This is a genomic window from Bacillus cereus group sp. RP29 (assembly GCF_040459765.1).
Classification (GTDB): Bacteria; Bacillota; Bacilli; order Bacillales; family Bacillaceae_G; genus Bacillus_A; species Bacillus_A paranthracis.
In genome coordinates this window covers 2,695,263-2,721,699 of the sequence record NZ_JARVHN010000001.1, presented here as the reverse complement: position 1 = coordinate 2,721,699, position 26,437 = coordinate 2,695,263, and the positions used below count along the sequence as shown (strand labels likewise).

Below are 26,437 nucleotides of genomic sequence, written 5' to 3'. Positions count from 1 at the left end.
AACTAGGAGGGCTACTTATGACACTTTTACTACAAATCATCTTACCGCTTATATTTGCACTATATTTATTTACCCTCTATCGTAATACAACTATTGGAAAAGCTGCTTTTCTTTTAGCGGTCATTATTGGGATTTTTGGATTAGAGAACATTTTTCAGCATGCTCATCTAACAGATCATGTTGTTTATCCATATTGGAGCAGTTTAAAGGCAGTTATTATCGTTTTATCAGTCGTATTTCTATTTAAAAAAGGTGGTTTAACAGGAAAATATTGATTTATAATGCTGTACATATTTTATTGTTAAACTGCTTTTAATTTATAAAAAAGAAATGTTTATGTAAAAACACGAAAGGATGTGTTACATATGTCTATAAATATTATTTCTATAGTTTCTATAATAATATGGATTATGTTGATTACAGAACTTATAAAACCTTCAAAAGAACAGAATGGACGAAAGGTAGAAATGTTATTAACTACTGGTTCCGCATCAACACTTATTTTGACGATTTCATTTATTCAAAATATCTCGTTTTGGGATTGATAGTGATATAACTAGCAAAAATATGTATGCATAAAAAAGATTAGGACCGTACATCTCTAATATGTACGGTCCTTTTGTTTACTAGCGGTTCACTTATAAGTATTACAACTTGAATTTCTTTTTAAGCTTCTTATATTTTCTATACGAACGTCTAACAATGTTTAACATAAAATACGGAATTTTAACAGGGAAAGGCAATTTATAAATGAAAGGCAAATAAAATGTAAAATATGCCTTTTCTAGATCTCTCCACTTACTATCTTCATTTGTTTTTAAGAAATCAGATACATCGACTACATATCCCCTTCCTTTTTCCATCATCACATTTTTCCCGTGAACATCGCAGGGGGTTAATCCTTGTTCTCTTGCATACTCTAAAGCTTTATTGATATCAAGGATCACCTGCTTAGGGATTTTAATCCCTTTATGAACAGCATCGTATAAGGTAATTTCTTTTAACCGTTTCAATACTATGAAATTTTCTCCTTTATAAATAAGCTTTGAATAAGAAGGATGATTTCCGATTCTGCGGTATACTTCTGATTCTTTTTCAATGCCTTCTCCTTCTCGTGCGTAAACTTTCACTACCCAATCTTTGTATTCTTTGTGCATGAATACTGCGGCATAATTACCTTTCCCTAAACACTTCCAAAGTCTAGGAATATCTTTAACTACTACAGGCTCGGATTCATCCTCGCTTCTTATGCTTATCTCTTTTAATAATTCATTCTTTATCAATCCCACAAAACAATTTATACTCATCATTTCCACTCCGGTTTTGCTAAAAGTGGGCCTGCCCACATTTTAACGAAAATATACACTAAGCGAATTTTAGCATAAAACTGGTCATCTTTCTTCTTCAAATAAAAAGATGACTCGTTTTATTTGAACTGTTGAATACTTAATATGTATTCCGCTATACAGAGCCAAAAACCATACAATAAAAAAATATTTCTAACTATTTTTATTTTTCCAGGGGTAACTGTATAGAAAAAAACTTGCTACATATGAAGAATAGTAAGTTTTTTAATTGTTCAATTCTTGTTCCACTAACGTCTTTGCTAATACTTTTACTATTTTAATAGTCTTTTGTTTAATTCCCACAATGCTGTTTTGTTACTGTCCCATTTCAAAAGCGTTACTGCTTCTTCAAAGGATACCCATTTATAATGTAAGTGTTCTTTAGATAATGAGATGTTTTTTGTAGGGACGTTAACTCCAAAAGAAAATTCTTTTATTACATAAACCTCTTCACCCCAAAGGAATTCTCCAACTACATCCTCTACTGGTAGTGAAGACACAGAATCTAATTGTATATATGAACATTCTCTTGTAATACCAGCCTCTTCAAACGCTTCACGTTTTGCTGATTCAATAGGAATCTCACCGTCTTCACCACCACCGGCTATCCCTTGCCAATAAGCATAATCACTTCGGTTGAAAATCGCGTATTGAATAGAATCGTCAGTTTTTATATAAGGAAATATCAATACTTGATACGGTGCTCTCATTGCTTAACCTCCTCTCGAAAATAAGCTTTAAATAAATAGAAATAAAGAGCAAACATCACAATTCTACCTTAATAATGCAGGTTTATGGTGTCGGCTCTTTATTTTTAAAGTATTTTATTTTTCATAAACAGTCTTACTCTTAACAGAGAAAAAAAACTGCTTATTTCCTATCGAATTTGCTTAGCGTATTTTTTCTATATCTTATGTTATTCAATTGCGCCTGCAACGTCATAATCATTTAAATCTAATTCAATTGGTTGTCCCAGCGCTAACTTAGCAAGTTCTGATCCTAAATATGGACCTGCAGTTAAACCTGAGGCACCTAATCCGTTTGCAACGAGAATACCTTCAAAGTTAGGAAGCGGGCCAATTACAGGTAAGAACCCTGGAGTAAATGGTCTAAATCCAACTCTCGTTTCAAGCATAGTAGCATTTTCTAAGCCAGGTGCAACTGTTAATGCTTTATGGAATACTTCATTTAAACCACCAGCCGTTACACGGTGATCGAAACCAGTATCATTCTCATGTGTTGCACCAATTACGACATGGCCATTGTCAAATGTTAAAATGTATTGATCATTTGGCGGCATAACAACTGGCATATTTTCAGTTGCTGTATTTTCCATTTGCAAATGAACAATTTGTCCTTTTTGGAACGTAACTAAGAAGTTAATTCCTAATGGGTTTAAGATTTCGTTCGCCCATGCACCAGCCGTTACAATAACCTTCTCTGCTAAAATTGTTTCATCGTTTACTTTAACACCCGTAATATGATTACCTTCACGGACTAATACTGCATCACCTTTTAAAAAAGTTGCGCCATGTTTTTTCGCAGCGCTTATTAATGCGTTGCGTAATAATCTTCCGTTTACTCTTGCAGCACCACTAATATGAACAGAACTATATTCTTCTGATAATGCCGGGAATAATTTTTTCGTTTCTTCAGCTGATAAACGCGTAATTTCACCAATCTCAGGTGCATCTTCACGGCGTTTATAAGCTCGCTCTTCCATTTGATCTAATTTTTTCTCATCAGTATGTAAACTAATTGCACCTACACGGTTGTAACCTGTATCCGTTTCACCGTCGTCTTCTAATTGCTGAATTAACGAAGAATAGTAACGTGCACCGCCTTTAACGATTTTATACCATGCTTTATTACGACGTTGCGAAAGCCATGGACAGACAATACCTGCTGCTGCATCTGTTGCTTGACCTACTTGTTGACGATCCACGATAGTAACGTTCGCGCCAGCCTTAGCAAGATGGTAAGCAGTAGACGCTCCTAAAATACCAGCTCCAACTACAATATACGATTTCATTTCAAACACCTTTTCTCTTTTGCTAATTATTTAAATATAAGAACATACTTTAGTATACTGAAAGGAATCCTTTTTACAATGTGCTAAGCTCAATTAATTGTTGCATCATTGTGAATTACCTAGTTTTACTTTTTCTTTTTACGAAATAATTCAATTGTTTTATATCCTTGGGAAAGAATTTCGATCATTTTCTCAAGACGTTTTTCACGTGTTTTTTCTTGTTTTACAGAAAATAAATTACGTGCCCAATCTTTTTGATATCCAGGTGTTAAACTTTGATAAAACTTAAGTTCATTTGGGTGATTAGCTAATAAAGCTTCAACATCTTGAATTCGATCTGCATAATCAGCTACACATTGGCTCATTGCAGGCGTTTTTGTCGCTTTTTTCTTCTCACGCTTTAAACCTACAACAGTAAAGATGTCATCCATACTTACCATTCGTGCAAATTTAATATCGCTTTCTCCCACATATCCATCTTCTCCAACGTTTAATGCTGGAAACATCTCATCACGGTGAATAAACGTACTGTAGCGAGAATTACCCTTTTTCGGATATGCAATGAATATGTATCCTTTTTCAATTAGTAATTCTTCATTACTAATAATAAAATTTGTTTGTTTCACCATTTCATCCAGTGTTTCTACAAAAATAAAAATAGCATCGTGTTCTTTTGAAAATGTAGTTTCTTTCCCGGTAAAAATATCATAATCACTTGGTTCATTAATTACGACCATATTTGTATACTTATTAAGCTTTAATTTATCGATTATTGACATAAAAATCTTCCTTTACATTTAAAATTCATTGTTTATCCTTTTTTATACTGTTCTAGTGTATTATATCTATTAAGAAAATCAAACTTTAATAATTGTTTTAAATTAAAATAACCGATTCTTCATAAGAACCGGCTAGCTATTTGTTTTATCATAACTCAATAGCAAATAAAGTATTTAAAAGCTCCCTATATTGCTCTTCTGTAATTTCACGTTTCGCTTTTTCGCCATGAACTATTTCAGTGAAACTAGTATTGGTTAAAGAGACATGACCAGATTCCGTCAATTTCACTGCAATTGGTCCTTTATTGAAAATAGATTTCTCATCTTCTACTACTCTTTTTTGAACATCATTCACTACTGCCTCATCAATGATACGATTATAAAAAGCATGACATACTTTCCACTCACCGTTCGTATCTTTTCTTTCTAGAACGTAATTCCCTTTACTCGTATCTTTTCGTCTCACTCGATACGTACCATTTTTAGAAGAAACAGCCTCACCAGTAAAAGGCACAGGGACTAGAGGTACTAATGAAGCAATACCTACATCAATTACGTATCGTACGTTATCATAATTTAGAATAATCGTTATATGCCCATCCTCGAGTGCCCAAGTGTTTATATCATTTTTATATACGGTACCTAATGCGAGTTGTACATCATAACCACAATCTTTTAAAAAGTAGTACAAAAGAGTATTTAATTCATAACAAAGTCCACCGCGGGATCTAGTTAAAATTTTATCCTGTAAATTTTCCATAGTAATTGCATTCGAATTACGTGATATAACATCTAAATTCTCAAATGGTATAGTGTGTGCAAATGCAAAAAGAATTGTATTTAATTCTTCAAACTTCATTTCAGTACGCTTTGCAAGATTCAATCTTGTAAAAAGCTTATGTTGTAGACTTGTCATAGTCAGCACCCCTTAAAATGTATAAGTTAAACTAGTATATGCTGATTGTAATTTTGATGGGGTACTGAAACAATGTACATTTCGTTTAACTGTACCGGTACAAAAAGTCTAACTTACAAGATTACTCAAGATAAGAAGCTACGAATACAAATGTAATAGTTTGTCTATAGGTAAATTATTATAATCGCTTAAATCAACAAAATACTGAAGCTGCCACATTTGGCTCTTTTTAGCTTGGTTGCTAACAGGGGTATCCCAGATCGGATAAATCCTCATAGCCATCTTGCCTTTTTGATTTTGTGTTCTCAAGATTTTTTCCTTAAGAAGAATCTCTTTAGGGAAGATAAATTGTCCTAGTTTATTATCATCTATACAAGTGATAACTAATAAGTCAGTAGCAGCGTCATAAGAGAATGCTTGATTTTGCATATCGTCATCTTTCTCCCAAAAAGAAACAAATTGACCAATTTTATTAGGAGTAATTTTGGATTTTCTAAAACGAATGGTTTTGTTATTTAAGTGAAATAAATATCCTGCATATTCTGCGTTTTGCTTTTCTTCTTTTACATTCGCAATCAGTAAATTGTTAGGTTTGTAAATTATGTTGTTTAAGTTTTGTATCGTATCATTATAACTGTTCAAGAAAACTCCCCCTTTATTCATTTCTTAGTTTAACACAAACATCAGTTCTTATATGTTATAAATAATAAGCGATATGAAAAAGAGGGTAATTTTACTGGGGTATTGTTATTACTTTAATGTACTTAGTTTTTCAATTGCTTGTTGTTCAGTTGCTAAGTAAAAAATATCTTTACCTTTATTACATTCATAAATAAAATCCTTTAAGCTTTTACTAGTATACATAGAGAAATCTCCAACAATAGCAAATTTCACCTTGTAGTTTATAAACTTTTGAAGGATATCGCCCGCAAGACGTGTTTTTAGATCAAAGAAATCTTCACTTATTAAAGATTTATGGATAATAATATGCTTCGCATCTATCTCATATTGAACAGTTGCCATAGTATCTAATGCAGATTGAACATCGGATATTAATACCTTATCATTTCTAATGACCGCAATATTGATTCCATCGATTACTACTTTCTTTATTTCCATAGTCCCACCCCTTTATAATTTACACAATATGAGTAAAATTGTTTTACAAAACTTCGTATGAATCATAGATTAAATTAGCTGTAGCTTTTAAAATTGCCTCTATTTTTTATTACTAATACGGTCAATGAAATTAATTTTACTTGTTAAAAAAATATTGTGGCGTAACATAACTTAACAAGCTATCCAAAGTGTTAATCTCGGCATATGGTTGTATTTTGGTAGTATTCTTGATTTTCTGAGGGTTAAACCACACACCTTTTATATTTGCATTTTGAGGACCAGCAATATCCTTTTCTAAGTCATCTCCAATAAATAATACATCTTCTGGTTGCACATTAAGCTTATTTAATGCTAGTTCAAATATACGTTTATCCGGTTTACTAAATCCCACTTCTTCAGAAATAATGATCGTATCAAAGTAATTGTTTAAATTCGTGTTAATTATTTTAGCCCTTTGCCTCTGACTTGAGCCATTTGTTATAATTCCAATTTCAAAGTGCTTCTTTATATGATGTAAGAAATGAATAGTATTTTTGTCTATTGAAAAACATTTAGGGAAATTATTATTCCAAAAATCTTGGATATAATTGCGTGGCAATCTATACTTCGGCGGGAATTCATCAAACAACGATTCTAAAACTATTGTTTTATCACTCATGCCGTATTCCCTTTTATCATATTCTTTAAATTTCCGTAGCATATTGTTTTTAACTGTATCACTAACATCCTCATAACAATTTTCTAAAACAAATAAAAACAATTTATCTACTGCCATATCCCTATTAAGTAACGTATCATCTAAATCAAACAGCATAGCTTTATAACCCATCAAATAAATTCACAACCTTTCTATATTTCTTAGTTATCATCAAAAGTAATCAAAAAACAATTCATATCAAAGAACTCCTAATAGAACGCTATTCTAAGAGTTAAATCAAAAATCCTTTTTCTGTTTGTTAATTGATGTGAAAGTACATAAATTCAACTAAGGTAGTAGGTGAATTTTTTAATTATAATTTATAACTTTCAGATTAATTTGAAAGTATTTTGTGATAAGCTGTACGTAAAGATTAAATATAAAGGATGATTCGTATGCAAATTAGACCAAAGGCAAGTGAATATAACTCTTATTATGCTACGTATGTTAACTTAGTATCAGACGGAAATATCATACAAATTTTAGAACAACAAATAGAGGAAACGAATCTTTTATTAAAAGACATTTCTGATAGTGAGGGACTTTTTCGATATGCTCCTACTAAATGGAGTATAAAAGAAGTAATCGGCCATATTGCGGATACAGAACGTGTTATGGCGTATCGCTTGTTATCTATCGCTCGAGGCGAGACAGCAGAACTTCCAGGCTATAACGATGATATGTATGTTCTTAAAGCTGCTTTTGATAAGCAATCTATGCAAGATCTTCTTGAGAATTTAATAGTTGTTCGCCAATCTACCGTGCATTTACTGAAAAGCTTAGATAAAGACACTTGGTTACAAAAAGGATATGCGAACAAATCTGAAGTTACAGTTCGTGCATTAGCATACATCATAGCTGGACATGAGCTTCATCATCTACAAATTATAAAAGAACGTTATCTTGGTTCTAATGCATATCCAGTAAGTTAATACTTGAAGAAAAAGAGTCCCATTTATATAGGACTCTTTTTTGCTATTTATAAAATTCACCACGCAAGATGCAAACGAGCCCTTATACATAATTTTCTTCAGACTGATATACTATAAACACAATAGTTCTAGAAAGGTGATGATATTATGTATGAACAACAAAATAATAGGGATAGAGATCAAAAAATGATGTTTTTTATGCAAGGAGTTCCCACAAATAGAGTTAACATGAATCAATTGCCAAAATGGATTAGAATCTTCGGCTATTGTGCGTTTGGTTGGATGATACTATTTAGTTTCATTATGATTGTAGGTTTAATTCTGCAATAACGATACATTCAAAATGTTAACGGAACAGCATTTAGATTATACATCTAGGTAACAAGCTATTTTATTACCTAGATGTACTACCCATTCCTTTTCATCTTCATGAATGTCAATAAGTGCATTGAACATTCAACTTGTGAAGAATAGTAATGAGGGTGATAAAGGTCTATACTCACAATCCTTTTGATTTATTTTTGGATGGTAAAACATGTTTCTCTACTCTTTCATATTGAGTAAGTAATTGCCTAATTAAAGATAATTTCGGTACTAACCAATGCGAAAATACCGCCGAAATACATCCTATTAAAGCCCCTACTGCAACATCAAAAGGATAATGAACCCCTACCCAAATACGAGAGATCGCTATACAAAGCGCAAGTATAAGCCATAGCCATCCAGTTTTTTTACGAACAAGCCAAAACGAAAAACAAATTGAAAAAAAGAGAATCGTATGGTCACTAGGAAATGAATTATCTACAGCATGGTCGACAAGTTTATTAACATGAGGCAATACTGCAAACGGTTGATAATTCAGATGGAATTTCCCTGCTATTTTTCCAATCACCTCAGCAATTACAAAAGCAACCATCGCTTGAATAACCATCATCCTACTTTTTCTAGATCCAATAAACCAATAAGTTAAAATAATTAAAGCTAAAATATATACTATATATTCTGCCAAAAATACTATGGCCGGGTTTAGGAATGAATATTGTTTACCTAAATCATTAATGGCTCGAAAAATATCGATATTGAATTGAGAAAAAGACATTTCAAATCCCTCCTTATTAGTAAGGTGTCTTACTGATTGCCATATACTTTTATTACATGGATAGTGTTGGTTATTGTACCCACCTAAAAATACCAACCTCTTATGACACCGCTTTCTTCTTTTTCACTTTAATAAAAAAAGAAAAAGGAAAACATCGAACTTTCTTACAATCATTCATGCATTCTTACAGTTTTGTCATTTTCTCGTCACTTTGAAAATAGATTCATCGTCTTGCCTTTTGCTATATTCATAAACTCGTATATCTACAATTACGGAAACCCTAATCACACATAAAAAAGAGAAGAACCTTGGCGAGTTCTTCTCTTTTTGATTGATTAAATTGTAATACAATTACAGTATGTGAAATTATACTATTTTAACTTTAAAACAAATGAACTTAACGCAGGAACTTTAATTTTATTGTCATGCACAACATAAAGGGATTTACTTCCCGCTTGCTTCCCGTCTACTAGTACTTTCCAAGGACCTTTCGATGGAAGTGTTATTTCAACAGTTTCTCTATTTGCATTGTGAGCCACCGTAAAGTATTCATTTTTATTCCCCTCTATTGTATAAGCTACAGTATTTTTCGGAGCATCAATAAATGATACATGTGTTTTTATTTGCTCTGCAGATGTCATTCGAAAAGCTGAGTACTTTTTGCGTAATTCTATTAAACCTTTCATATAATCCACTTCATTATTAAACGTTGCACGGCGCAACCAGTCCATCTGGTTAATTGAATCTGGAGATTTGTAACTGTTATGATCACCATATTTCGTGCGCATAAACTCTTGTCCCGCATGTAAGAACGGAATACCTTGTGATGTTAATAAAATCGAAGAAGATAATTTATGCATTTGTTTTCGCACTTCTTCACTGTCACTTGGATTAGTCAACTCAAGTTTATCCCATAATGTATGATTATCATGTGCTTCCACATACGTTAGTACCTGCTCTGGATCTTGGTAAGTCGACGAATTTGTATCGTAGTCAATGCCTGCGGTAATACCTTTTTTAATACGGTCTTCCATGTGTTCTTTTCCATTTACAAACCCATTTTCTTTCTCTTCAAATACACTACCTTTTAATCCATCACGTATATTATCGTTAAAATGAGCAATCCCTTTCATTTTCTCTGCATTTTTTTGATTTGCTTTCAACTCTGCTGCAAGAGGAGTATTTAAATCCCAACCTTCTCCATGCAGTATAATAGAAGGGTCAATTTGACTAACAGCTTTACGTATTTCATTCATCGTTTCATAATCATGAATACCCATTAAATCAAAACGGAATCCGTCTAAATTGTATTCTTTTGCCCAATATGTGACGGAATCTATCATAAATTTCCTCATCATTTTTCTTTCTGAAGCCGTATCATTTCCTACACCGGTTCCATTTGCAAATGTTCCATCTTCATTGTAACGATAATAATAACCGGGAACTAACTTATGAAAATTAGATTCAGCAGCATTATACATATGGTTATAAACTACATCCATAACAACACGAAGATTATTATCATGTAGTGTTTGAATCATTTGTTTTAATTCAGTTATTCGAACAGTTGGCTCGTATGGATTTGTAGAATAGGACCCCTCTGGTACGTTAAAGTTTTTTGGATCATATCCCCAGTTATATTGTGGTTCGTTTACATTCTCTTCATTTATTGAAGCATAATCAAATATCGGCAAAAGCTGAACGTGTGTAACACCAAGATCTTTTATATGATCAAGTCCTGTTTTCACATCTTCAGGCCCTCTTGTTCCTTTTTCTGTTACACCTAAATATTTTCCTTTCTGTTTAATGCCACTTTCGGGCTGAATAGAAAGATCACGTACATGCAATTCATAAATAATAGCATCTTCCGGATTTTTTAATTTAGGCTTTTTGTTAGTGTTCCATTTTTTCGGATTTGTTTCTTCTAAATCAATAACCGCACCTTTATCTCCATTTACAGAAGCAGCACGTGCATACGGATCAACTGCTTCTGTCCACTTATCACCAATTTTTACCTTATACGTATAATAGAGACCTTTTTGATTCCCTTTAAGTTCTGCTTTCCAGGTGCCCTTTTCACCTTGTTGCATATTTATTTCAGTACCTATTTTATCGTTCCATTTTTTATATGTAACTAACTTCGCTTCACTCGCAGTAGGAGCCCATACACGGAACTTTGTATGTTGCACGGTATATGTATTTCCTAAATCGTTACCACCATAATAAAATAAATGATCAAATTCCTCACTACGAATGACTTTACCAATTTCAGTATTCGTATCAGCTAAGTTTTCTATTTTAACTTTGTATGTTTGTTTTAAATCAATTTTCTGTTCCGTAATTATTTTCACCTTATTCGTAATATCTCCACTGTTTATATCATAAGGAGTAATATTCTTAATTTTAATACCTTCAATTTCGATTTTCTGTTCCTTAATATGAAATGGAACATTCGTCGTTACAGTGATTTCATTGAAACTATCAATAGTTGCTTTTTGAATTGATAGATCCGAAGAAGGCTTAGCGTTATATACCTTTTCATCACCAGAAAGAATCCATACTTCAGCACGACCGTCCTTTATATTTTCAATCCAACGATCCCCACCCTCTTTTTCCCACTCATTTGTACGAATGATGAATCCTACACGATTATAGTCACCATCTATATTAATCTTAGCGTACTTTCCAAATTCATCTTCACCAGTAAATTCATAAGATGTACCATTTGCATTTTCTCCCCATAACCAAAGATTCCAGTCTTTTGTATTTCCAAGCTGCTCTTTGTAATGAATGATAACTTCAGTTGTTTTCGAATTTGAAACTGCCTTTACACTTTGAAAAGAGAAAACAGATGATAACATAACGATTATAGTAAGCAATAAAACTGATTTGTTAATTAATCTTTTTGTCATTTGCACTACATACACCCTTTCTTTAAATAGTACGGACGATTTATTATGCCCGTACTACATTACACAATTTAAATTAATCTAGAAATCTCTTTTGCTTCCCCCCCCCGTATTGGTTATTTTCACATATGTATTTCAATGATCTTTCCAATACGAAAACGTTTGCATTGATTGTTAAAAAAATAGTTTATTTATGTCTTCATATATCTGTAAATACGAAAAGATCAGGGAAATTATTTTAAAGCAATCGTTTGTTATCGCTTTCATTTTATAGCACTTCCCATTAAGGGGTCAATATATTATTAATTTTCTGTTTTTATATACTATAAACCTAAAATCTTTGTCGCAACTTCTTAAAGGTAGAGTACCTAATTATTGCTTAGTAAGTTTATTTTTCAAATACATTGGTATGAAAAAAACAGCTAATATCCTTAAAACGACATTAGCTGTTTTTCATAATGTAATAATATATGAATAAGAACTATATTTCTAACTTACTTAATTTTTGCTGCATCAAATGCCTTTTGTACTGCTTGAACTTCAGCTGAATTTGCACCATATTTGTTAGTTGCCACTCGAATACATGCTGATCTCAATTCTTTGAAATTAGAAGTCATGTTTAACTCATCTGTATTTGCATAATAGAAAATATCAAACATTTTATCTTCACCAATTCCTTTAACAATTACTCCGTTATGAGTTCCGCCTTTTGCAATAAGATAAGCAACTTTATTAATAATGCTTGAATTAAAATGAACGCCACCTTGATCCCATCCATTAAAATCGTTAAATTCACTGTAATCATCTGGATAAGGTACTCCAAGTGAAGATGGAACAGAAGCTGGGTTTTCCATATCACGGAAGACAGATCCAGTTTGTTCTCCCATCGTCCAGTTAAAGCTTCCATTATTTACGTATTTCTCAATAGATGTTCCCATAATATCAGATAGTGCCTCATTAATCGCACCAGATTCACCGTAATATTCAAGATTAGATTCACTAGAAGTAACAGCATGTGTAAATTCATGGCCAGCTACGTCATATGCTTTGACGATAGGATCACCATATACAAGCATACTTCCATTATTAGCACTCAATGCATTCTGCCAATTTTTCGGATCATTCGTCTCTTCAGAATCCCAAGCGTGTACAACTGAAACTACCTTTTGTCCCTTATTATCAAAGCTATTACGGTTGTATTTATCTTTATAAAAATCAAAAACTTTTGTTGCTAAGTAATGAGCACTTACTGCTTTTGGATCGTTAAATGTTGTCGAAGTACTAGTTGCTAATGTACCAGGATAATAGCTTTCTTCTTTCGTAATATCTCTATAATTCACATCATATGTTTCAATTCCTTGCCCTCTTGTATAATCAGCCAGAGCATATTTGCCATTACTTTGTTTAGAAATACCAAATGAACGAGAGATCCCTAAATCATCTTTTCCAGTGCCCGTTAATGATGTAAGACTGCTTTTTTTACTTTTCTTTAAGGCTCCAACTAGTTTTTCACTTGCTTTCAAGTTAGACTCTTGTACCATATTTTTTAACATATCACCATTTTGTGCATTTACTAAATATGTTCCGGAAACATATTTTGGTGTTGCCGCTTCAAATGTAACCTGGTATGCATTGCTAGCTTGGCCATTATTTTCATCAACAAAAATAACTTCCTTAACTTCTGGCTCAGAAATAAAATTGATATCGTTCCCGTACTTCGTATAAATATATTGTTTCGCTTCATCTTTTGATAGATTGATAGGCTTTTTCAATTCTTCTTGTTTTAAATTTTGCGCGCTATCACCTGAAACACTTTTAATAACACCGTTATAATCTACGTGTGCAGTTAATTGATGGCCATATACTTCTTTTCCTTCATATGTTTGCTGTATACGTACAAGTGTAGTCCCATCATATGAATCACGTTTTTGAAGAACTTTGTAATCTACTCCAGTTTCTCCATTGACTTGTTTTGAAGAAAGGGCTTGTTCTGTTTTCTCCTTAAGAGCATCTTTTACTACATTCTCTGGTGCCTTTTGTGACGGTTGTGTAAGTTCACCAGAACGGAATGATTCCTCCTGAATTTGAACTTGTAGTTGATCTGTTTCCTCTGCATGACCTACTCCGTATGGTGCTACTGCTGTTAAAGCTAAACCTGTTGTTAATGCTACCTTAGTTAACGTCTTTTTGTTTTTCATTTTTTCACCTCGTATAATTTTGAAATAGAAAGCTTGTACAAAGTATACTGCCTGCTCCTGTCGAAAAAAAGGGAAAATACACAATTTATGTAACATTATGCAAAATTACATAATGTAAGGGCGATAATACGAATAAAGAACAACTTATATATGTGCATGAATTTCAAAAAAAAGAGCACTTTAAGGTGCTCTTCAAATACGATTATAAATTATGCATTGTGTCATTTATTAGTATATGCTCGTCTCATTCAATTGTTTATTTGGTGATTTCGCTGCACAATAACTTATAAAAATTAGTTATCTCATACATTGAAATTCTTCGTTACTATTTGATTAGTAGATAAAAGAGATAGTTAAAATAATGTAAGAAATAAGCATTATAAAAGCAAACCAATAGATAAAGATATCACTCGACATGTATTGTGTTATTCTTTTTTTCATATAAATTTGTTTTACTTATTTACTTTTTCAGGATTAATTTGAAATTGACCTTTCCAAGATCCAGCTATTTTTCCTATTTTATTTATGTTTACATCTAATGTTAAAGGCTGTTTAAAGGAACCTTTTCCTTCAAGACCTTCAACAAATGTAATGACGCCTTCTGGTCTGTCTTTATCACGAATGCCTACATGCTCTAACTGTTTTCCTTCTGACAATAATTCAAATGGTGAATTGTCTTCACCTTGAATAAATGATAATTGTGAAAACATACCATTTCCTGTGTTATATTCAGGATTTTCTTCTTGTTGTCCATTTACTTTTCCATCGCTTTTTATATCTAATCCATTTGTATCAAATTCAAATGGCATTAGAGTTCCATCGGCTTTCTCCACTCTATAATGAACAGATATACGTGCATCTGCCACATATAATTCTTTAAAATGTACAGTTATCCCTTGATCTGTTATCTTTTCATCAATAGGTATAAACTGCCCGTTCAACATACCTTCTTGTTGTACACCGTTTTCATCTTTACTTCCTTCATTCACAACCGTATCATTTAATACTTCATTAGCAAAGTAAGAAGCAATATTAGTTGCTGCAACTTGAACTTGCGGGATCATAGCTATAGTAAAAATGCCTACCGCAGCAACCGACGTATACATGAACCGTTTTGATTTTTTATTCATATTTGAAAATACTCCCTGCTTTCTTTCTATCGTTTGATTTGTACTAAGTACATTATTAGTCTGGTTATAACCATTAAATGTTTGCCATGCTTTTTCGACATCAATATTTATTTCTGGAGCCTCATGAAGCTTCTCCTCGGCTAGTGTTGAATGTTCCCATTGATTTAATTCTGTTAGCTCAATTAATAAATTTTGACACTTCTTACATTTGTCTAAATGCTTTATAAATTGTTTTCTTTCCTCACGCGAAAGTTCGCCATCAATATGTGATTGAATGGATCCCATTTCATAACAAGTCATTTATTTCCCCTCCATTTGTTCAAAAGTTTTTCGGAACTTAAGTTTAGCTCGTGCCAACAATGTTCCAACAGACGAATCTTCAATCTGAAGTACTTGCGCGATTTCTTTATATCGAAACCCTGAAAATTTCATTAATAATATTGTTCGATCTTGTTCTTTCATTTTTCGCAAAACCCTTTGTACTTTTGTAATTTCTTCTTTTCTAATCCATTCATCATCTAGTGACGAATCAATTTGAACTTCTTGATACTGGGTTTCTTTATCGATTCTTGCCCGATGTCTCTTTTCAGAGCGAATGTAGTTATAGGCGACATAAGTAGAAGACTTTATAAGCCAAGCACGTAAATTTTCTATTGCTTTCCAATCTGAATGATACAGTTGCAAAAACACCTCTTGCGCTAATTCCTCAGCAACCGTCTGTTCTTTAATGATCCATATTATTTGTTTAACAACATACGCATAGTTTTGTTTAAACACCGCTTCAAATGTTATATGTGAAACATTCCTCTCTTCACTTTTTATTGTTTGCATGTGAATAAAACCTCTCTCTCTTTTGATGCCTGCATTATAGAGAAACCAGAATGCTCATTTTTGTGACAAAAAAATAATATTTTTATTATGTACTATTACGTACATTCATCATATAAACAAATATTCATATTAATTAAAGTAAACTTTTTTCTCAATAACAACATAAAACCCACTCTCAACTATTTTTAAGAGTGGGTTTTATACTATTAAAAAATAATTATTTTAATACCGCTTATAATTTATACTACTTATTAAAAACTATATTTCTGACATAAATTTATTTGTTTTTTAATGGCACAAATAAATCAACCTTTAATTTTCCTTCTAGGTCTTCTGCAACATTGTTCATACAAAACTCTAAATTATCCCTATCATAATCTGCACTATATTCACTATTTGGTAACCACACTGCGTACATATATCGATACACTTCACTTAATTTATGAGGTTCATCATAGAATTGGTATAGAGCGTATAGACCTCCATCTACACTTTTAAATTGCACATCCTCATGTTGTTCTTTTTCAAAGTTTTCAGGTATGGTAACGCAAGCATCATGTCGGCACATATGACTTGCAACAAGTTCAGGATTATCTAATGAAATTCCGATAAATGATTGCTCTAGTGGATAAAGTTTATTTTCAATAGACCAGTTCAATAACTTCCCCCAATGATCTTGTGGTTCAAAGTAACTGCCCGTTCGTCTTATATATGCCACTTCTAATGATGGTAAATTTTTTATAATCACTTTCATATACATCACTCCCCTTAACAAATCTCTACTCAAATTATTTAGCCTTTATTTTCATATATTCCTTCATAAATAAAAAATACCCTGCCACTTTTATACTAAATAACATAATAGAATTCCTTTCATCGTCCTAGCAAATTTCTTGAAATACAATAATTAAAAGCATCCTTCTTTCGATTATCATTAAATAAATGTAAAAAATGACCCTATTTATTCATTTTTCATGCGTATGTATGTACATTTGTTAATTTATTCGATATATTATGTGTATTGAATGATTACGAAAAACTTATAGCTCGCTAAAAATACCTTATATTTTTATATCCGTGAAAACTACAAAATGTATAAAATTCCATTTGTCAAATGAATTTAATGCGGAAGGAGGTTTGTGGTTACTTCATCGGGATATAATAATCAGTTTTAAACTGATAAAAATATAGGAGGCGATATAATGTTTCGTACGATTTCAAATTTCATGAGAGTAGCTGAGATAAGAAGGAAAATCCTTTTTACATTAGCGATGTTAATCGTTTTTCGAATTGGCACGTTTATTCCAGTTCCTCATACTAACGCAGAGGTATTAAAAGTACAAGATCAAGCTAACGTTTTAGGTATGCTAAACGTATTTGGCGGAGGAGCATTGCAACACTTCTCAATCTTTGCTGTAGGTATTACACCATATATTACAGCTTCCATTATAGTGCAATTACTACAAATGGACGTCATACCAAAATTTTCGGAATGGGCAAAGCAAGGAGAAATGGGCCGTAAGAAATCAGCTCAATTTACTCGATACTTTACAATCATTCTCGCATTCATACAAGCCATTGGGATGTCTTATGGCTTTAATAATATAGCAGGTGGACAATTAATAACAGATCAAAGCTGGACTACATACTTATTTATTGCAACAGTTTTAACTGCAGGTACTGCATTTTTACTTTGGTTAGGTGAACAAATTACCGCTAACGGAGTAGGTAATGGTATTTCGATGATTATCTTCGCAGGACTTGTAGCAGCGATTCCAAATGTTGCGAATCAAATTTATTTACAACAATTTCAAAATGCAGGCGATCAATTATTCATGCACATCATAAAAATGGTCTTAATTGGTCTTATAATTTTAGCGATAGTTGTTGGGGTTATTTACATTCAACAAGCTGTGCGTAAAATACCGATTCAATATGCAAAAGCTGTTTCAGGAAACAATCAATATCAAGGAGCAAAAAACACTCATTTACCTCTAAAAGTAAATAGTGCTGGTGTAATTCCAGTAATCTTTGCTTCCGCATTTTTAATGACGCCGCGTACAATTGCGCAGCTCTTCCCTGATTCAAGCGTATCAAAATGGTTAGTTGCAAACCTTGATTTCGCACATCCAATTGGAATGACCCTATATGTAGGTCTTATCGTTGCTTTCACATACTTCTATGCATTTATTCAAGTAAATCCTGAACAAATGGCAGAGAATTTGAAAAAACAAAATGGATATGTACCTGGTATTCGTCCTGGTAAATCAACAGAACAATATGTAACGAAAATTTTATACCGTTTAACATTTATCGGTGCAATTTTCTTAGGTGCAATTTCAATTTTACCGCTTGTATTCACAAAGATTGCTACATTACCACCTTCTGCACAAATTGGTGGTACAAGCTTACTGATCATTGTCGGTGTGGCACTTGAAACAATGAAAACGTTAGAAAGTCAGCTTGTAAAACGTCATTATAAAGGGTTTATAAAAAAAGCGAATTAAGTAAAAAAAACACAGTTGGTTATTTTTCCAACTGTGTTTTTAATTCTACTGCATCTAATTTTTCTACTAATGTACCAATGATCTTTTCCAAGTTCATTATTTTTTCTTCTAGGGCTCGAATGCGTTTATTGCTCTCGTCTACATCATTATATTTTAAACTGTTATTGGATACTTTGAACTGCTCCCCTAATTCGGAAGTGATATCTTTAATATTTGATTTTCCAGCATTATCTAGTGCATTTGTATTTGATTTTAATTCAAATTGAAGCTCATATGTATTTCCAGTTAACTCTTTAGTTATTTGCGAAATTAAATCTTTATAAGACTTTTTAACCCACTCTTGTTGGAATTCGTTTTCAAAATAAATGATTAATGAATCTTCATTTATTCTAGCTGTCGTTTCTTTGACCCATGTTTCATATGATGGTCTCGAAATTGTTAATTGCATTTTTTCTTTTATTTTATTCCAAATTGTACTGGATTCCTCTTGTTCCGAAGTAAGTTGATTCTTTTGCACATGATGAATCTGAGCTATTGAAGTAGCATTTGATTTTATTTCAAACCAAATTTGATATTCTTCATTAGAAAGTTTCTGTACGGTACTTGAAATTATATTTTTATACTCACCTTCAAGCAAATCACGATGAAACGCATCTTCACAAAAGATTATTACTTTATTATCTTTTATCGTAGCGTTTGTATTTCTAATCCATGTCATAAATGTTTTCTCTGCTATTTTAGGTCTTAATGCTTTCTTTACTTCATCCCAGCTACTAAGCTTTTCTTTTTGGACATCTTTCAAGTTAGATGGTTCGCCATTACATAGATCAAACTGAATTTCAAAAGTCGTATTAAACATTTCTCTTAATGTATTAAATACTAATTCTTTATAATGAGATTCTAACCAGTCACGTGCAAATTCATTTGGACAATAAATTGTTAATATATCATCCTCTAAATAAACAGTAGTATTCGTAAACCAAGTTTCATATGATGGTTTTGAAATTTGCGGTCGAATTTTTTCCTTTACTTCAGTCCAATTTATTTTCATAATAACTCCCCTCTTCTTACAGATCTCTTTCATATAGCTTAATAATATTACGCCTTTCCAATAAATAAAGTCAATCCGTATCATGAATAAAATGAAACATGTTTATATTCACTCAAAATATAAGCTTCTCTAACGCCTTCTTCATTTTAATACCTCGTTATTCTTAACAACTGGTTTTAAAACTTTCATTCTTCAACACTACTATATTGATCTATAACAATTGCTTTCATGTCCTCTCCCTTGCTGTTTATTTTAATAACATACAATTATTTCTCAAAATTTTTCCCCTTAAATTATCATAAACTTATTTTTGGGGGTAATTACGCAAAAAACAAAGCAAATCTAACACACAACTTAGAGTCATTCAAAATTTTATGTTTAATTACATTCAAAAGAAATGGAGAGAACTCTATGACTGAAAAGATATTTAAAATAAACGAGATTGATATATGTACAGAAAGCTTTGGAAACCCTAAAAATCCAGCTATTTTATTAATTATGGGTGCTACGTGTTCAATGGTTTATTGGGATGAAGAATTTTGTGAACAGTTGGCTAACAAGGGGAAATTTGTTATTCGTTTTGATAACCGTGATGTGGGACGCTCTGTCGCATATGAACCTGGAACTTCTAATTATTCCGTTACGGATATGGCTGAAGATGCAATTGGGGTACTAGATGCTTATCATATTGACAAAGCGCATCTATTTGGTATGTCTTTAGGCGGTATGATCGCTCAAATTGCTGCTGTAAAACATCCCGAAAGAATATTAACATTAACATTACTAGCTACAAGTGTGATAGGCTCTGACAATAACACACGTGACTTACCCCCGATGGATGAAAGAATTTTAACACATCACGCAAATGGCACGCATTTAGATTGGACAAATGAAAATATTGTAGCAGAATATTTAGTTTCAGGGTCCCGTCTATTATGCGGGTCCAAACGCACATTTGATGAAAAAAGAGTCTATAATCAAGTAAAACAAGAAATTGAACGAGCTAACAATTTATTAAGCATGTTTAATCACGCTTTACTTCAAGGCGATGATGCATATGAAGGGGTGCTTCACTCCATACAAGCACCTACATTAGTCATTCACGGAACAGACGATACCGCACTCCCTTTTGAACATGGTCTCGCACTTATCGATGAGATTCCTAACTCAGCTCTATTAACTCTTGAAGGCGCTGGACATGAGATTCATCCTGATGACTGGGAAGACATCATTCATACTGTTACTGAACATACAGCTAAAATAATAGAAAAATAATGAATAGGAGGGGCACGCCGCAATTTGTGTCCCCCCTATCTTTACATGTAAAAACGCCCATCACTGTATCCGTATGTATAGTGATGGGCAATACTTATATTTTTCTATGTTTAAAAAAACGGACAATCTAATTGATCAACAGCTTCCCATGATTTTTTTTTTATATTATCGGTGGATTTATTTGCTTCTAGTGGTAAGCTTTTAAAAGGATTAACTTCTACTTTTAATAAAGATGATGGCTCAACGTATAACGAGAAAACATGGCTACTTGGTATAGCTTTTGACACATCAATATCTCCTACTTGTTTAAAAAGTTGCTGCGCTGCAAAGAAAAAGAAGTTGGTTGGATTTGATTGTTTATTCAGCCATGCAAGCATTTCAGGTGATACTGACTTATGAATATTAATTTTTACTCGGTCACCACGTTTATATCGCCTAGATCGCATACTTCCACCAACTAACTTATTGTTAAGTTTGTAAATCCTAACTCTTTTTGCTTATGCTCTCTATATTTTGGCGAACAAGTGTAGACTAATAACCCACGTGCATTTGTAAATAATGGATTATCTACAAAGATTACATTTGTTAAACGCCCTTTTTGTTTTAAAATCATTTTCAGGCTATTTTTTATGATAACTGCGCCCCCGCCATAAATAAAAACATATGGATCGTCTTTCATATCATCAATTTTGTTAATAATATCCGTTGCAACGCGCGCTGCTAAACCTAATAGTGCTGGTTGTGATTCCTCAACTAATAATGCATTTCTAGGGTGTTTATCATTTAAATAAATTTGATTGAATTCTGTAATACTATCAATTGTCTTTGTTGGATACTTCCGGTTCCATCTCGTAATAATTTGTAGTAACGTTTCTTTCACACCGTACGATAAACCCTTACTTAGTTGTGGTCTAAAGTTTACACCTAGTGAAACGACTTCTTCTGTCGTTCCTGCACCAATATCAAAAGATAATAATGTTTTATCAACAAAATCAATTTCTGACACTTTATTTTGTTCACATTCTATTTTATGTTTTACAACATTTCCTTCTTCATCATATACAATGCCCCACGTCCCAGAAGCACCCTCAGGTAGGCATTTGCAATATTCGATGGAAATATTAATTGTAACATCACGTCCGTTTGGATAATGGAACACAACCTTATGATTCCCCATATAACGTTTCGCATTTTCCGCCGCTATTTCTTGTGTAATAAGCTGCATAGGGAGAGCAACAGATAAATCATATCGAATGTTAATATGGCTAGAAGTTGGACTTTGACGCATAGCACTTACGGCTAAACCAGATAGAATCGTAATAACCATTAACTCATCAGTTGACTTATTCGATTTCTTCTCAACCTCAGTACCTTTTAATTGATCTTGAATGACTTTTTCTCCAACGATATACCGCACATTATTTAACATTAACGATGGAGAACTAATGGTCACGTCAATGTGATTTTCTAATTCAGATAATGAAACATCTTCCTCATCTAAAAGTCCTGTAGGCTCTCCTATATATAAAGCATATATACTCGGAATAAAAATAGGATCTTGCCCTTTCACCATTAACTTCAAACCATTATTTCCTGCATCAGCACCAGCTTTTAAAAGAATAGACATAACTACCCCCTAAATTAATCTGACATCCCTTCCAAATATATGCGAGCCCATTCTTTTACATTCAAATGTAATATAATTTTTTATTAACCGTACATACAAAATATCATTTTCACGGCTCTGTGTGTAAAAAGTATTTGACATTAAACTTTCCCAATTTTATACTATAGTTGTAAAGAGTTTTTTACAACAATGGAGGTGCCATTTTTAAATTGAACCATAAAAAATTTATTTTCATAATTATCGTTGTATCATTAATCGTAGTTCTCATACATGGGGCATATAAATATGTAACGGAAGGTTCGATTTTGGGAGGAACAATATTCGCTTTTTCGTTAATTATCGGTAATTTAATTAATCAAATTACTTGGGGAGATCCAAACGGAGTATCGGAAGAAAGCCAAGATGAAATGGGACAGCAAATTACATATAAAAGCTCTAAAATTGCATATTTTACGCTCGTAGTTGTAATGTTCCTTATATTACTCTTCTCTGAAGGGTTTTCTATGGGAGCTAATTTAGATGGGGTTAAAAACTTCCCTCTTTTTATTGCACTGTGCTCTTCATTCTTTATTTATCCTATCATTGAACTCATTGTAGCGAAACAATATAAATAAAAAGAAGAGGTTTTCTATAGACAGAAAACCTCTTCTTTTTATAGTTATATACTCTCTACAATCGCTTTTAATTTATTCACAGTCCGCCAATTTCTTACTGTAGCTGGTGTATGCAACTTCTGAAACTGGTTCATTAATTTAGAGTTTCGAATGCTATTTTTGAAAAATAAATACACAACTTTTTCATGAATACAACAATCTTCAATCTCATTTTTTTGCATAAGTAGCTGATCTTTTTCTGTTTTAGAAAGTTCATGTGCTAAGAAGGCAATATGTATACTTTCGCCTTCTCGCAATGAATTGACTTCATAGGGGCATCTTTTTGTAATGTTTATAAATTCCTCATGTGTTCTTAACATAACCGGAACATCAAAACCAAAAACGTTTTTAATTTCAGATTGTATTCGTTTGTTTAGAAAATCAATATCTTTTTCAGATTCGAACACGATATTCCCACTTTGAATATATGTTTTCACTTGTTTCAACCCTATTGATTCAAACGCTTGTTTTAAATCAGCCATTTTGATTATCTTATGCCCGCCTACATTGATTCCTCTTAGTAATGCAATATAAATTGTCATATCAATCCTCCGCATTTTAATGAACTGAGCAATTAAGTTGATTTTCACTCTCATATTTCTCGAATATTTGTTTTAATTCCTCTAACATATCATGTATAGATAATATCTCAAATAAAATGATAGATTCACTTGAAAAATGATGATGATATTGATTCGGTTTACAATGTGCTAAATCATTTTTATTAATCCAAAATTGCTTATCTAATTCATCAATCAGTTTAAAATGTTCCTCATCTATTTTTTCACAATGATTTCTTAATATAGAAATTATAGAATGAATTGTTCGTCGTAAAATTTCTTTTTCATTTTGTGACCAATCACATGTTTCAATTGGTGCTCGAGCTAAATTATCTATATGATAAATAATTTGCTGTAATAAATGAAGTTGCTTTTGTACAAGTAAAAAGCTTCTCATTTCTTTTTTTGTATGTCGATGGTATTTCCAATCTTTTTGCTCATATTGAACAAATTGTACTGCTTTATGTAATAATACAGTTAATTTAGAAAGAGTATAGGTTGTCTCCTTTTTTATAACTTTCCCATCCATTAACGCAGTAAGCCATTCCTCCATAACATTTGCCGTTTTAACAAATAGCTCTTCTGTACATCCCGAAATTGTTTTAACATAGTGTGGTGGTAAGATGAAAAAATTCACTAAAGTAGACACTATAATACCAGTAGATGTAGTAGCTAATCGAATTAAAAATGCAGTAAAATAATGATCTGCCGTAATGGGAATCATTGCAACAGCAGTTAAAGTTGCGACTAACGTTCCTGCGTGTAGCCTTAGTTTTTGACATGTAACGATTGTAAACATTGCCGCTAACGCATAAGAAAGCGCCTGATGACCTAGGAAAAATGTGAAAGTCATTGCATACGCTGATCCAATTGTTGAAGCTGGAAAACGAACTAGTCCTTTTTTTATAGAATCCGTTGCGGTTGGCTCAATTGTTACAATTGCTGTAATAACAGCAAAAATAGTTGGTATATTGAAAAATTCGCAAACTAGAACTGTAAGAAAAACCGCAATTCCTGTTTTTATCACCCTTCCACCAATAATATTCCATTTTCTAACTTGATTCATTTGTATTTCCTTCATTTCTATTTCGTTTATTTATATATTTTACAACATATATTGTTCCAAATAAAAAAACTTACTACTTTACTATGCAAGAGTAAGTTTTTCTTCTCATTATTTTATGATAGGTAAATGCATTATAATTTGTTGACCAATTGGTCCCATTCTTCTAAGTCCTTTATCTTGGAAACCAACTTTTTCATATAAATTTTGTGCTGGAATATTTTTTTCATTCACAGCAAGTACAACTTCATTTTTCATCGAAAAATAACGTTGTACAAACTCTTGTAATAGTGCCAGTGATTTTTTAGCGTATCCCTTCCTTTGTCTATTGTGATTTATAGAAAATGAAGTTAAAAGTAAAGCGTTCTCATTTTCTGTGAATTCCTGTACTCTATCTCCTGTTTGCAATGCAAAAAGACCAACAGGTACCCCATTGTAATCTAAAATAACAATGACATTTTTTGTACGATCATTTTTTGCTTTTTTCAATAATTCAGCTGGGTCCGACGTAAATTGAACTTGTTCACTTGGTAAAGTAAATGTTTCTATAACTTCTTTATATTCCTCTTTATACGGAACTAATTGAATCTCCCCTGTATGTATGTTCATGATAAACTCTCCCATTTTTTACTTATTAACTTAAACCTTGCTGCACTTTAGAATGTACTTTGCCATCTAAAAATGTAATTTCAACTAATGCAGTTGGATTGCTTCCCTTCCAAGCAAAAATTTGCTTAATTTGTGTAGAATGTTCCACCCCTTCTTCTATGAGTAAATCCCCTTCAAAACCAATTAAATCTTTCACTTCTTTATAAGTCATTCCTTCATTTATATTGGAGAAATGATTTATATTGATAGATTTTTTCTTTTGATTTTCCATCACAGTAGAAGAAGTCGCTGTGTGCTTTTTTACTTCTTTCTTCTGTTCACACGCTGTCATACTGAAACCTAAGCATAAACTACATAATATTAATGTGCTTTTTTTCATCATAACAGTTGTCCCTCCCATCATAATTAAACCATATATTCCCTTAAAAATAAACTGAATATTTAATATTATATTGAAAAACCCTGTACAATTTAGTACAGGGTTACTGTTAAATTTATTTATTTAAATGATTATTTGATTGGTCATTCTGTTCTTTTCTCAGTTCTTGCTCTTCATCTTTTGGTAATTGTTTATCATTATCTTGAATTGGATTCGTTTCTTTATTTTCAATCATGTCATTTGGAACTTGTGGCATTACACGGCCAACAATTGCTGCTAACTCATCCAGTATACCTTCGCCTGTTTTTCCTTTTTTAATTTGCTTTCCAATTTGTTTCAGTCGTTCATACGTATCAACATCTGCTACAACAACTGCATTAGCACCATCAGGATCGTTTTTCAAACTTTCTGCAACAGAGTATTTAATGGATTCAACACGTGTTCGATCTAGTTTCGCTTTTACATCAATTCCTACGATAGCATATTTCCCAACTACTACCGCTGTCGCATCATTCACACCTGGCACACTTGCCGCTAAAGACGCTAAATGGTCCGCTGCTTTTTCATTTGGCTTATTTGACTTATTTGTATAATTAACATTTTTCATTGAAACATTTTTTTGCTCGGGCTTTTCGTTTGGATTATCCTTTTTTCCAATACTGCATCCAGTTATTAAAAAACAAACCATCAACATATATATTAAAATCTTCATTATTCTCACCACT

The 26,437-nt window shown here is 32.4% G+C and carries 29 protein-coding genes; 7 read left to right on the top strand and 22 right to left on the bottom strand.

Annotation, left to right across the window (positions count from 1 at the left end):
* Positions 1 to 17: 17 nt before the first annotated feature.
* Positions 18 to 275 carry a hypothetical protein gene (locus tag QCI47_RS14540; protein WP_000173556.1) on the top strand — a complete coding sequence of 86 codons (258 nt, stop codon included), beginning with the start codon at positions 18 to 20 and terminating at the stop codon, positions 273 to 275.
* Between the two features lie 90 nt (positions 276 to 365).
* On the top strand, positions 366 to 545 hold the full coding sequence (locus QCI47_RS14535) for a hypothetical protein (RefSeq protein ID WP_309423056.1): 180 nt from the start codon (positions 366 to 368) through the stop codon (positions 543 to 545).
* 102 nt (positions 546 to 647) lie between these two features.
* Here QCI47_RS14535 and QCI47_RS14530 read toward each other — a convergent pair whose 3' ends face one another.
* The 8 genes from QCI47_RS14530 to QCI47_RS14495 form a co-directional block, all read right to left on the bottom strand.
* Positions 648 to 1,310: a protein kinase family protein gene (locus QCI47_RS14530; protein ID WP_130776739.1), complete on the bottom strand. Its 663-nt coding sequence runs from the start codon at positions 1,308 to 1,310 to the stop codon at positions 648 to 650.
* A 308-nt stretch (positions 1,311 to 1,618) separates the two neighbouring features.
* Entirely contained in the window at positions 1,619 to 2,056 is a 438-nt protein-coding gene (locus tag QCI47_RS14525) for an NUDIX hydrolase (RefSeq protein WP_001202595.1), read from the bottom strand.
* Between the two features lie 206 nt (positions 2,057 to 2,262).
* On the bottom strand, positions 2,263 to 3,378 hold the full coding sequence (locus QCI47_RS14520; protein ID WP_000844364.1) for an NAD(P)/FAD-dependent oxidoreductase: 1,116 nt from the start codon (positions 3,376 to 3,378) through the stop codon (positions 2,263 to 2,265).
* Between the two features lie 125 nt (positions 3,379 to 3,503).
* Entirely contained in the window at positions 3,504 to 4,157 is a 654-nt protein-coding gene (locus tag QCI47_RS14515; RefSeq protein WP_000022233.1) for a YdeI/OmpD-associated family protein, read from the bottom strand.
* Between the two features lie 148 nt (positions 4,158 to 4,305).
* Positions 4,306 to 5,073, bottom strand: coding sequence for an arylamine N-acetyltransferase family protein (locus QCI47_RS14510; RefSeq protein WP_061130434.1), 768 nt, complete (start codon positions 5,071 to 5,073; stop codon positions 4,306 to 4,308).
* A gap of 138 nt (positions 5,074 to 5,211) precedes the next feature.
* Positions 5,212 to 5,715: a MepB family protein gene (locus QCI47_RS14505; RefSeq protein ID WP_061130433.1), complete on the bottom strand. Its 504-nt coding sequence runs from the start codon at positions 5,713 to 5,715 to the stop codon at positions 5,212 to 5,214.
* A gap of 108 nt (positions 5,716 to 5,823) precedes the next feature.
* Positions 5,824 to 6,192: a DUF4180 domain-containing protein gene (locus QCI47_RS14500; protein ID WP_071741644.1), complete on the bottom strand. Its 369-nt coding sequence runs from the start codon at positions 6,190 to 6,192 to the stop codon at positions 5,824 to 5,826.
* 136 nt (positions 6,193 to 6,328) lie between these two features.
* A complete protein-coding gene (locus QCI47_RS14495; RefSeq protein ID WP_061130431.1) occupies positions 6,329 to 7,021 on the bottom strand; it encodes an HAD family hydrolase in 693 nt (230 codons plus the stop codon).
* Positions 7,022 to 7,284: 263 nt separating this feature from the next.
* Here QCI47_RS14495 and QCI47_RS14490 point away from each other — a divergent pair, with 263 nt between their 5' ends.
* Together QCI47_RS14490 and QCI47_RS14485 are read left to right on the top strand one after the other, a co-directional pair.
* A complete protein-coding gene (locus QCI47_RS14490; protein ID WP_061130430.1) occupies positions 7,285 to 7,821 on the top strand; it encodes a DinB family protein in 537 nt (178 codons plus the stop codon).
* A 147-nt stretch (positions 7,822 to 7,968) separates the two neighbouring features.
* Positions 7,969 to 8,151 (top strand): hypothetical protein, encoded by a 183-nt coding sequence (locus tag QCI47_RS14485; protein ID WP_000273226.1) that lies wholly within the window; start codon positions 7,969 to 7,971, stop codon positions 8,149 to 8,151.
* A 169-nt stretch (positions 8,152 to 8,320) separates the two neighbouring features.
* Here the strand turns inward: QCI47_RS14485 and QCI47_RS14480 are convergent, their stop codons facing one another.
* The 6 genes from QCI47_RS14480 to QCI47_RS14455 all read right to left on the bottom strand — a co-directional run bounded on the left by QCI47_RS14480 (position 8,321) and on the right by QCI47_RS14455 (position 16,742).
* The gene (locus tag QCI47_RS14480) at positions 8,321 to 8,920 is read right to left on the bottom strand and encodes an undecaprenyl-diphosphatase (protein WP_309423059.1); all 600 of its coding nucleotides are present in this window, start codon (positions 8,918 to 8,920) and stop codon (positions 8,321 to 8,323) included.
* 371 nt (positions 8,921 to 9,291) lie between these two features.
* Positions 9,292 to 11,838, bottom strand: a complete 2,547-nt coding sequence (gene pulA / locus QCI47_RS14475) for a type I pullulanase (protein ID WP_309423061.1) — start codon at positions 11,836 to 11,838, stop codon at positions 9,292 to 9,294.
* A gap of 485 nt (positions 11,839 to 12,323) precedes the next feature.
* The gene (locus QCI47_RS14470; RefSeq protein WP_309423062.1) at positions 12,324 to 14,027 is read right to left on the bottom strand and encodes a M4 family metallopeptidase; all 1,704 of its coding nucleotides are present in this window, start codon (positions 14,025 to 14,027) and stop codon (positions 12,324 to 12,326) included.
* Positions 14,028 to 14,479: 452 nt separating this feature from the next.
* Positions 14,480 to 15,457: a DUF4179 domain-containing protein gene (locus QCI47_RS14465; protein WP_309423064.1), complete on the bottom strand. Its 978-nt coding sequence runs from the start codon at positions 15,455 to 15,457 to the stop codon at positions 14,480 to 14,482.
* Entirely contained in the window at positions 15,458 to 15,988 is a 531-nt protein-coding gene (locus QCI47_RS14460) for an RNA polymerase sigma factor SigX (protein ID WP_109629590.1), read from the bottom strand. It lies immediately after the preceding gene.
* A 277-nt stretch (positions 15,989 to 16,265) separates the two neighbouring features.
* Entirely contained in the window at positions 16,266 to 16,742 is a 477-nt protein-coding gene (locus QCI47_RS14455) for an AraC family transcriptional regulator (RefSeq protein ID WP_309423066.1), read from the bottom strand.
* Positions 16,743 to 17,190: 448 nt separating this feature from the next.
* Between QCI47_RS14455 and secY the strand changes: the two genes are divergently transcribed.
* On the top strand, positions 17,191 to 18,495 hold the full coding sequence (secY, locus tag QCI47_RS14450; RefSeq protein ID WP_000490140.1) for a preprotein translocase subunit SecY: 1,305 nt from the start codon (positions 17,191 to 17,193) through the stop codon (positions 18,493 to 18,495).
* Positions 18,496 to 18,514: 19 nt separating this feature from the next.
* On the opposite strand, the gene QCI47_RS14445 is transcribed toward secY, so the two are convergent.
* Positions 18,515 to 19,546: a DnaA N-terminal domain-containing protein gene (locus tag QCI47_RS14445; protein WP_353811832.1), complete on the bottom strand. Its 1,032-nt coding sequence runs from the start codon at positions 19,544 to 19,546 to the stop codon at positions 18,515 to 18,517.
* A gap of 411 nt (positions 19,547 to 19,957) precedes the next feature.
* Here QCI47_RS14445 and mleBCA point away from each other — a divergent pair, with 411 nt between their 5' ends.
* The gene (mleBCA, locus tag QCI47_RS14440; RefSeq protein WP_309423068.1) at positions 19,958 to 20,821 is read left to right on the top strand and encodes a BCA family alpha/beta fold macrolide esterase; all 864 of its coding nucleotides are present in this window, start codon (positions 19,958 to 19,960) and stop codon (positions 20,819 to 20,821) included.
* A gap of 110 nt (positions 20,822 to 20,931) precedes the next feature.
* On the opposite strand, the gene QCI47_RS14435 is transcribed toward mleBCA, so the two are convergent.
* Together QCI47_RS14435 and QCI47_RS14430 are read right to left on the bottom strand one after the other, a co-directional pair.
* Positions 20,932 to 21,267, bottom strand: a complete 336-nt coding sequence (locus tag QCI47_RS14435) for a hypothetical protein (RefSeq protein ID WP_001257754.1) — start codon at positions 21,265 to 21,267, stop codon at positions 20,932 to 20,934.
* 11 nt (positions 21,268 to 21,278) lie between these two features.
* A complete protein-coding gene (locus QCI47_RS14430; RefSeq protein ID WP_000025610.1) occupies positions 21,279 to 22,448 on the bottom strand; it encodes a ParM/StbA family protein in 1,170 nt (389 codons plus the stop codon).
* A 209-nt stretch (positions 22,449 to 22,657) separates the two neighbouring features.
* Here QCI47_RS14430 and QCI47_RS14425 point away from each other — a divergent pair, with 209 nt between their 5' ends.
* Positions 22,658 to 23,062, top strand: coding sequence for a hypothetical protein (locus tag QCI47_RS14425; RefSeq protein WP_061130376.1), 405 nt, complete (start codon positions 22,658 to 22,660; stop codon positions 23,060 to 23,062).
* A gap of 44 nt (positions 23,063 to 23,106) precedes the next feature.
* Here QCI47_RS14425 and QCI47_RS14420 read toward each other — a convergent pair whose 3' ends face one another.
* From QCI47_RS14420 to QCI47_RS14400, 5 genes are all read right to left on the bottom strand, one after another.
* A complete protein-coding gene (locus tag QCI47_RS14420; RefSeq protein WP_048557909.1) occupies positions 23,107 to 23,643 on the bottom strand; it encodes a DUF1697 domain-containing protein in 537 nt (178 codons plus the stop codon).
* Positions 23,644 to 23,659: 16 nt separating this feature from the next.
* The gene (locus QCI47_RS14415) at positions 23,660 to 24,727 is read right to left on the bottom strand and encodes an aromatic acid exporter family protein (RefSeq protein WP_061130378.1); all 1,068 of its coding nucleotides are present in this window, start codon (positions 24,725 to 24,727) and stop codon (positions 23,660 to 23,662) included.
* A 108-nt stretch (positions 24,728 to 24,835) separates the two neighbouring features.
* A complete protein-coding gene (locus QCI47_RS14410) occupies positions 24,836 to 25,333 on the bottom strand; it encodes a GNAT family N-acetyltransferase (protein WP_001020868.1) in 498 nt (165 codons plus the stop codon).
* 25 nt (positions 25,334 to 25,358) lie between these two features.
* Positions 25,359 to 25,715, bottom strand: a complete 357-nt coding sequence (locus QCI47_RS14405; RefSeq protein WP_000976537.1) for a hypothetical protein — start codon at positions 25,713 to 25,715, stop codon at positions 25,359 to 25,361.
* A 112-nt stretch (positions 25,716 to 25,827) separates the two neighbouring features.
* Positions 25,828 to 26,424, bottom strand: coding sequence for a YhcN/YlaJ family sporulation lipoprotein (locus QCI47_RS14400; RefSeq protein WP_000698002.1), 597 nt, complete (start codon positions 26,422 to 26,424; stop codon positions 25,828 to 25,830).
* Positions 26,425 to 26,437: the final 13 nt, after the last annotated feature.

Coding starts and splice junctions, on each gene's coding strand:
- QCI47_RS14540 (WP_000173556.1), top strand. CDS start 18: ATGACACTTTTACTACAAATCATCTTACCGCTTATATTTGCACTATAT.
- QCI47_RS14535 (WP_309423056.1), top strand. CDS start 366: ATGTCTATAAATATTATTTCTATAGTTTCTATAATAATATGGATTATG.
- QCI47_RS14530 (WP_130776739.1), bottom strand. CDS start 1,310: ATGATGAGTATAAATTGTTTTGTGGGATTGATAAAGAATGAATTATTA.
- QCI47_RS14525 (WP_001202595.1), bottom strand. CDS start 2,056: ATGAGAGCACCGTATCAAGTATTGATATTTCCTTATATAAAAACTGAC.
- QCI47_RS14520 (WP_000844364.1), bottom strand. CDS start 3,378: ATGAAATCGTATATTGTAGTTGGAGCTGGTATTTTAGGAGCGTCTACT.
- QCI47_RS14515 (WP_000022233.1), bottom strand. CDS start 4,157: ATGTCAATAATCGATAAATTAAAGCTTAATAAGTATACAAATATGGTC.
- QCI47_RS14510 (WP_061130434.1), bottom strand. CDS start 5,073: ATGACAAGTCTACAACATAAGCTTTTTACAAGATTGAATCTTGCAAAG.
- QCI47_RS14500 (WP_071741644.1), bottom strand. CDS start 6,192: ATGGAAATAAAGAAAGTAGTAATCGATGGAATCAATATTGCGGTCATT.
- QCI47_RS14495 (WP_061130431.1), bottom strand. CDS start 7,021: ATGGGTTATAAAGCTATGCTGTTTGATTTAGATGATACGTTACTTAAT.
- QCI47_RS14490 (WP_061130430.1), top strand. CDS start 7,285: ATGCAAATTAGACCAAAGGCAAGTGAATATAACTCTTATTATGCTACG.
- QCI47_RS14485 (WP_000273226.1), top strand. CDS start 7,969: ATGTATGAACAACAAAATAATAGGGATAGAGATCAAAAAATGATGTTT.
- QCI47_RS14480 (WP_309423059.1), bottom strand. CDS start 8,920: ATGTCTTTTTCTCAATTCAATATCGATATTTTTCGAGCCATTAATGAT.
- QCI47_RS14470 (WP_309423062.1), bottom strand. CDS start 14,027: ATGAAAAACAAAAAGACGTTAACTAAGGTAGCATTAACAACAGGTTTA.
- QCI47_RS14465 (WP_309423064.1), bottom strand. CDS start 15,457: ATGACTTGTTATGAAATGGGATCCATTCAATCACATATTGATGGCGAA.
- QCI47_RS14460 (WP_109629590.1), bottom strand. CDS start 15,988: ATGCAAACAATAAAAAGTGAAGAGAGGAATGTTTCACATATAACATTT.
- QCI47_RS14455 (WP_309423066.1), bottom strand. CDS start 16,742: ATGAAAGTGATTATAAAAAATTTACCATCATTAGAAGTGGCATATATA.
- secY (WP_000490140.1), top strand. CDS start 17,191: ATGTTTCGTACGATTTCAAATTTCATGAGAGTAGCTGAGATAAGAAGG.
- QCI47_RS14445 (WP_353811832.1), bottom strand. CDS start 19,546: ATGAAAATAAATTGGACTGAAGTAAAGGAAAAAATTCGACCGCAAATT.
- mleBCA (WP_309423068.1), top strand. CDS start 19,958: ATGACTGAAAAGATATTTAAAATAAACGAGATTGATATATGTACAGAA.
- QCI47_RS14435 (WP_001257754.1), bottom strand. CDS start 21,267: ATGCGATCTAGGCGATATAAACGTGGTGACCGAGTAAAAATTAATATT.
- QCI47_RS14430 (WP_000025610.1), bottom strand. CDS start 22,448: ATGTCTATTCTTTTAAAAGCTGGTGCTGATGCAGGAAATAATGGTTTG.
- QCI47_RS14420 (WP_048557909.1), bottom strand. CDS start 23,643: ATGACAATTTATATTGCATTACTAAGAGGAATCAATGTAGGCGGGCAT.
- QCI47_RS14415 (WP_061130378.1), bottom strand. CDS start 24,727: ATGAATCAAGTTAGAAAATGGAATATTATTGGTGGAAGGGTGATAAAA.
- QCI47_RS14410 (WP_001020868.1), bottom strand. CDS start 25,333: ATGAACATACATACAGGGGAGATTCAATTAGTTCCGTATAAAGAGGAA.
- QCI47_RS14405 (WP_000976537.1), bottom strand. CDS start 25,715: ATGATGAAAAAAAGCACATTAATATTATGTAGTTTATGCTTAGGTTTC.
- QCI47_RS14400 (WP_000698002.1), bottom strand. CDS start 26,424: ATGAAGATTTTAATATATATGTTGATGGTTTGTTTTTTAATAACTGGA.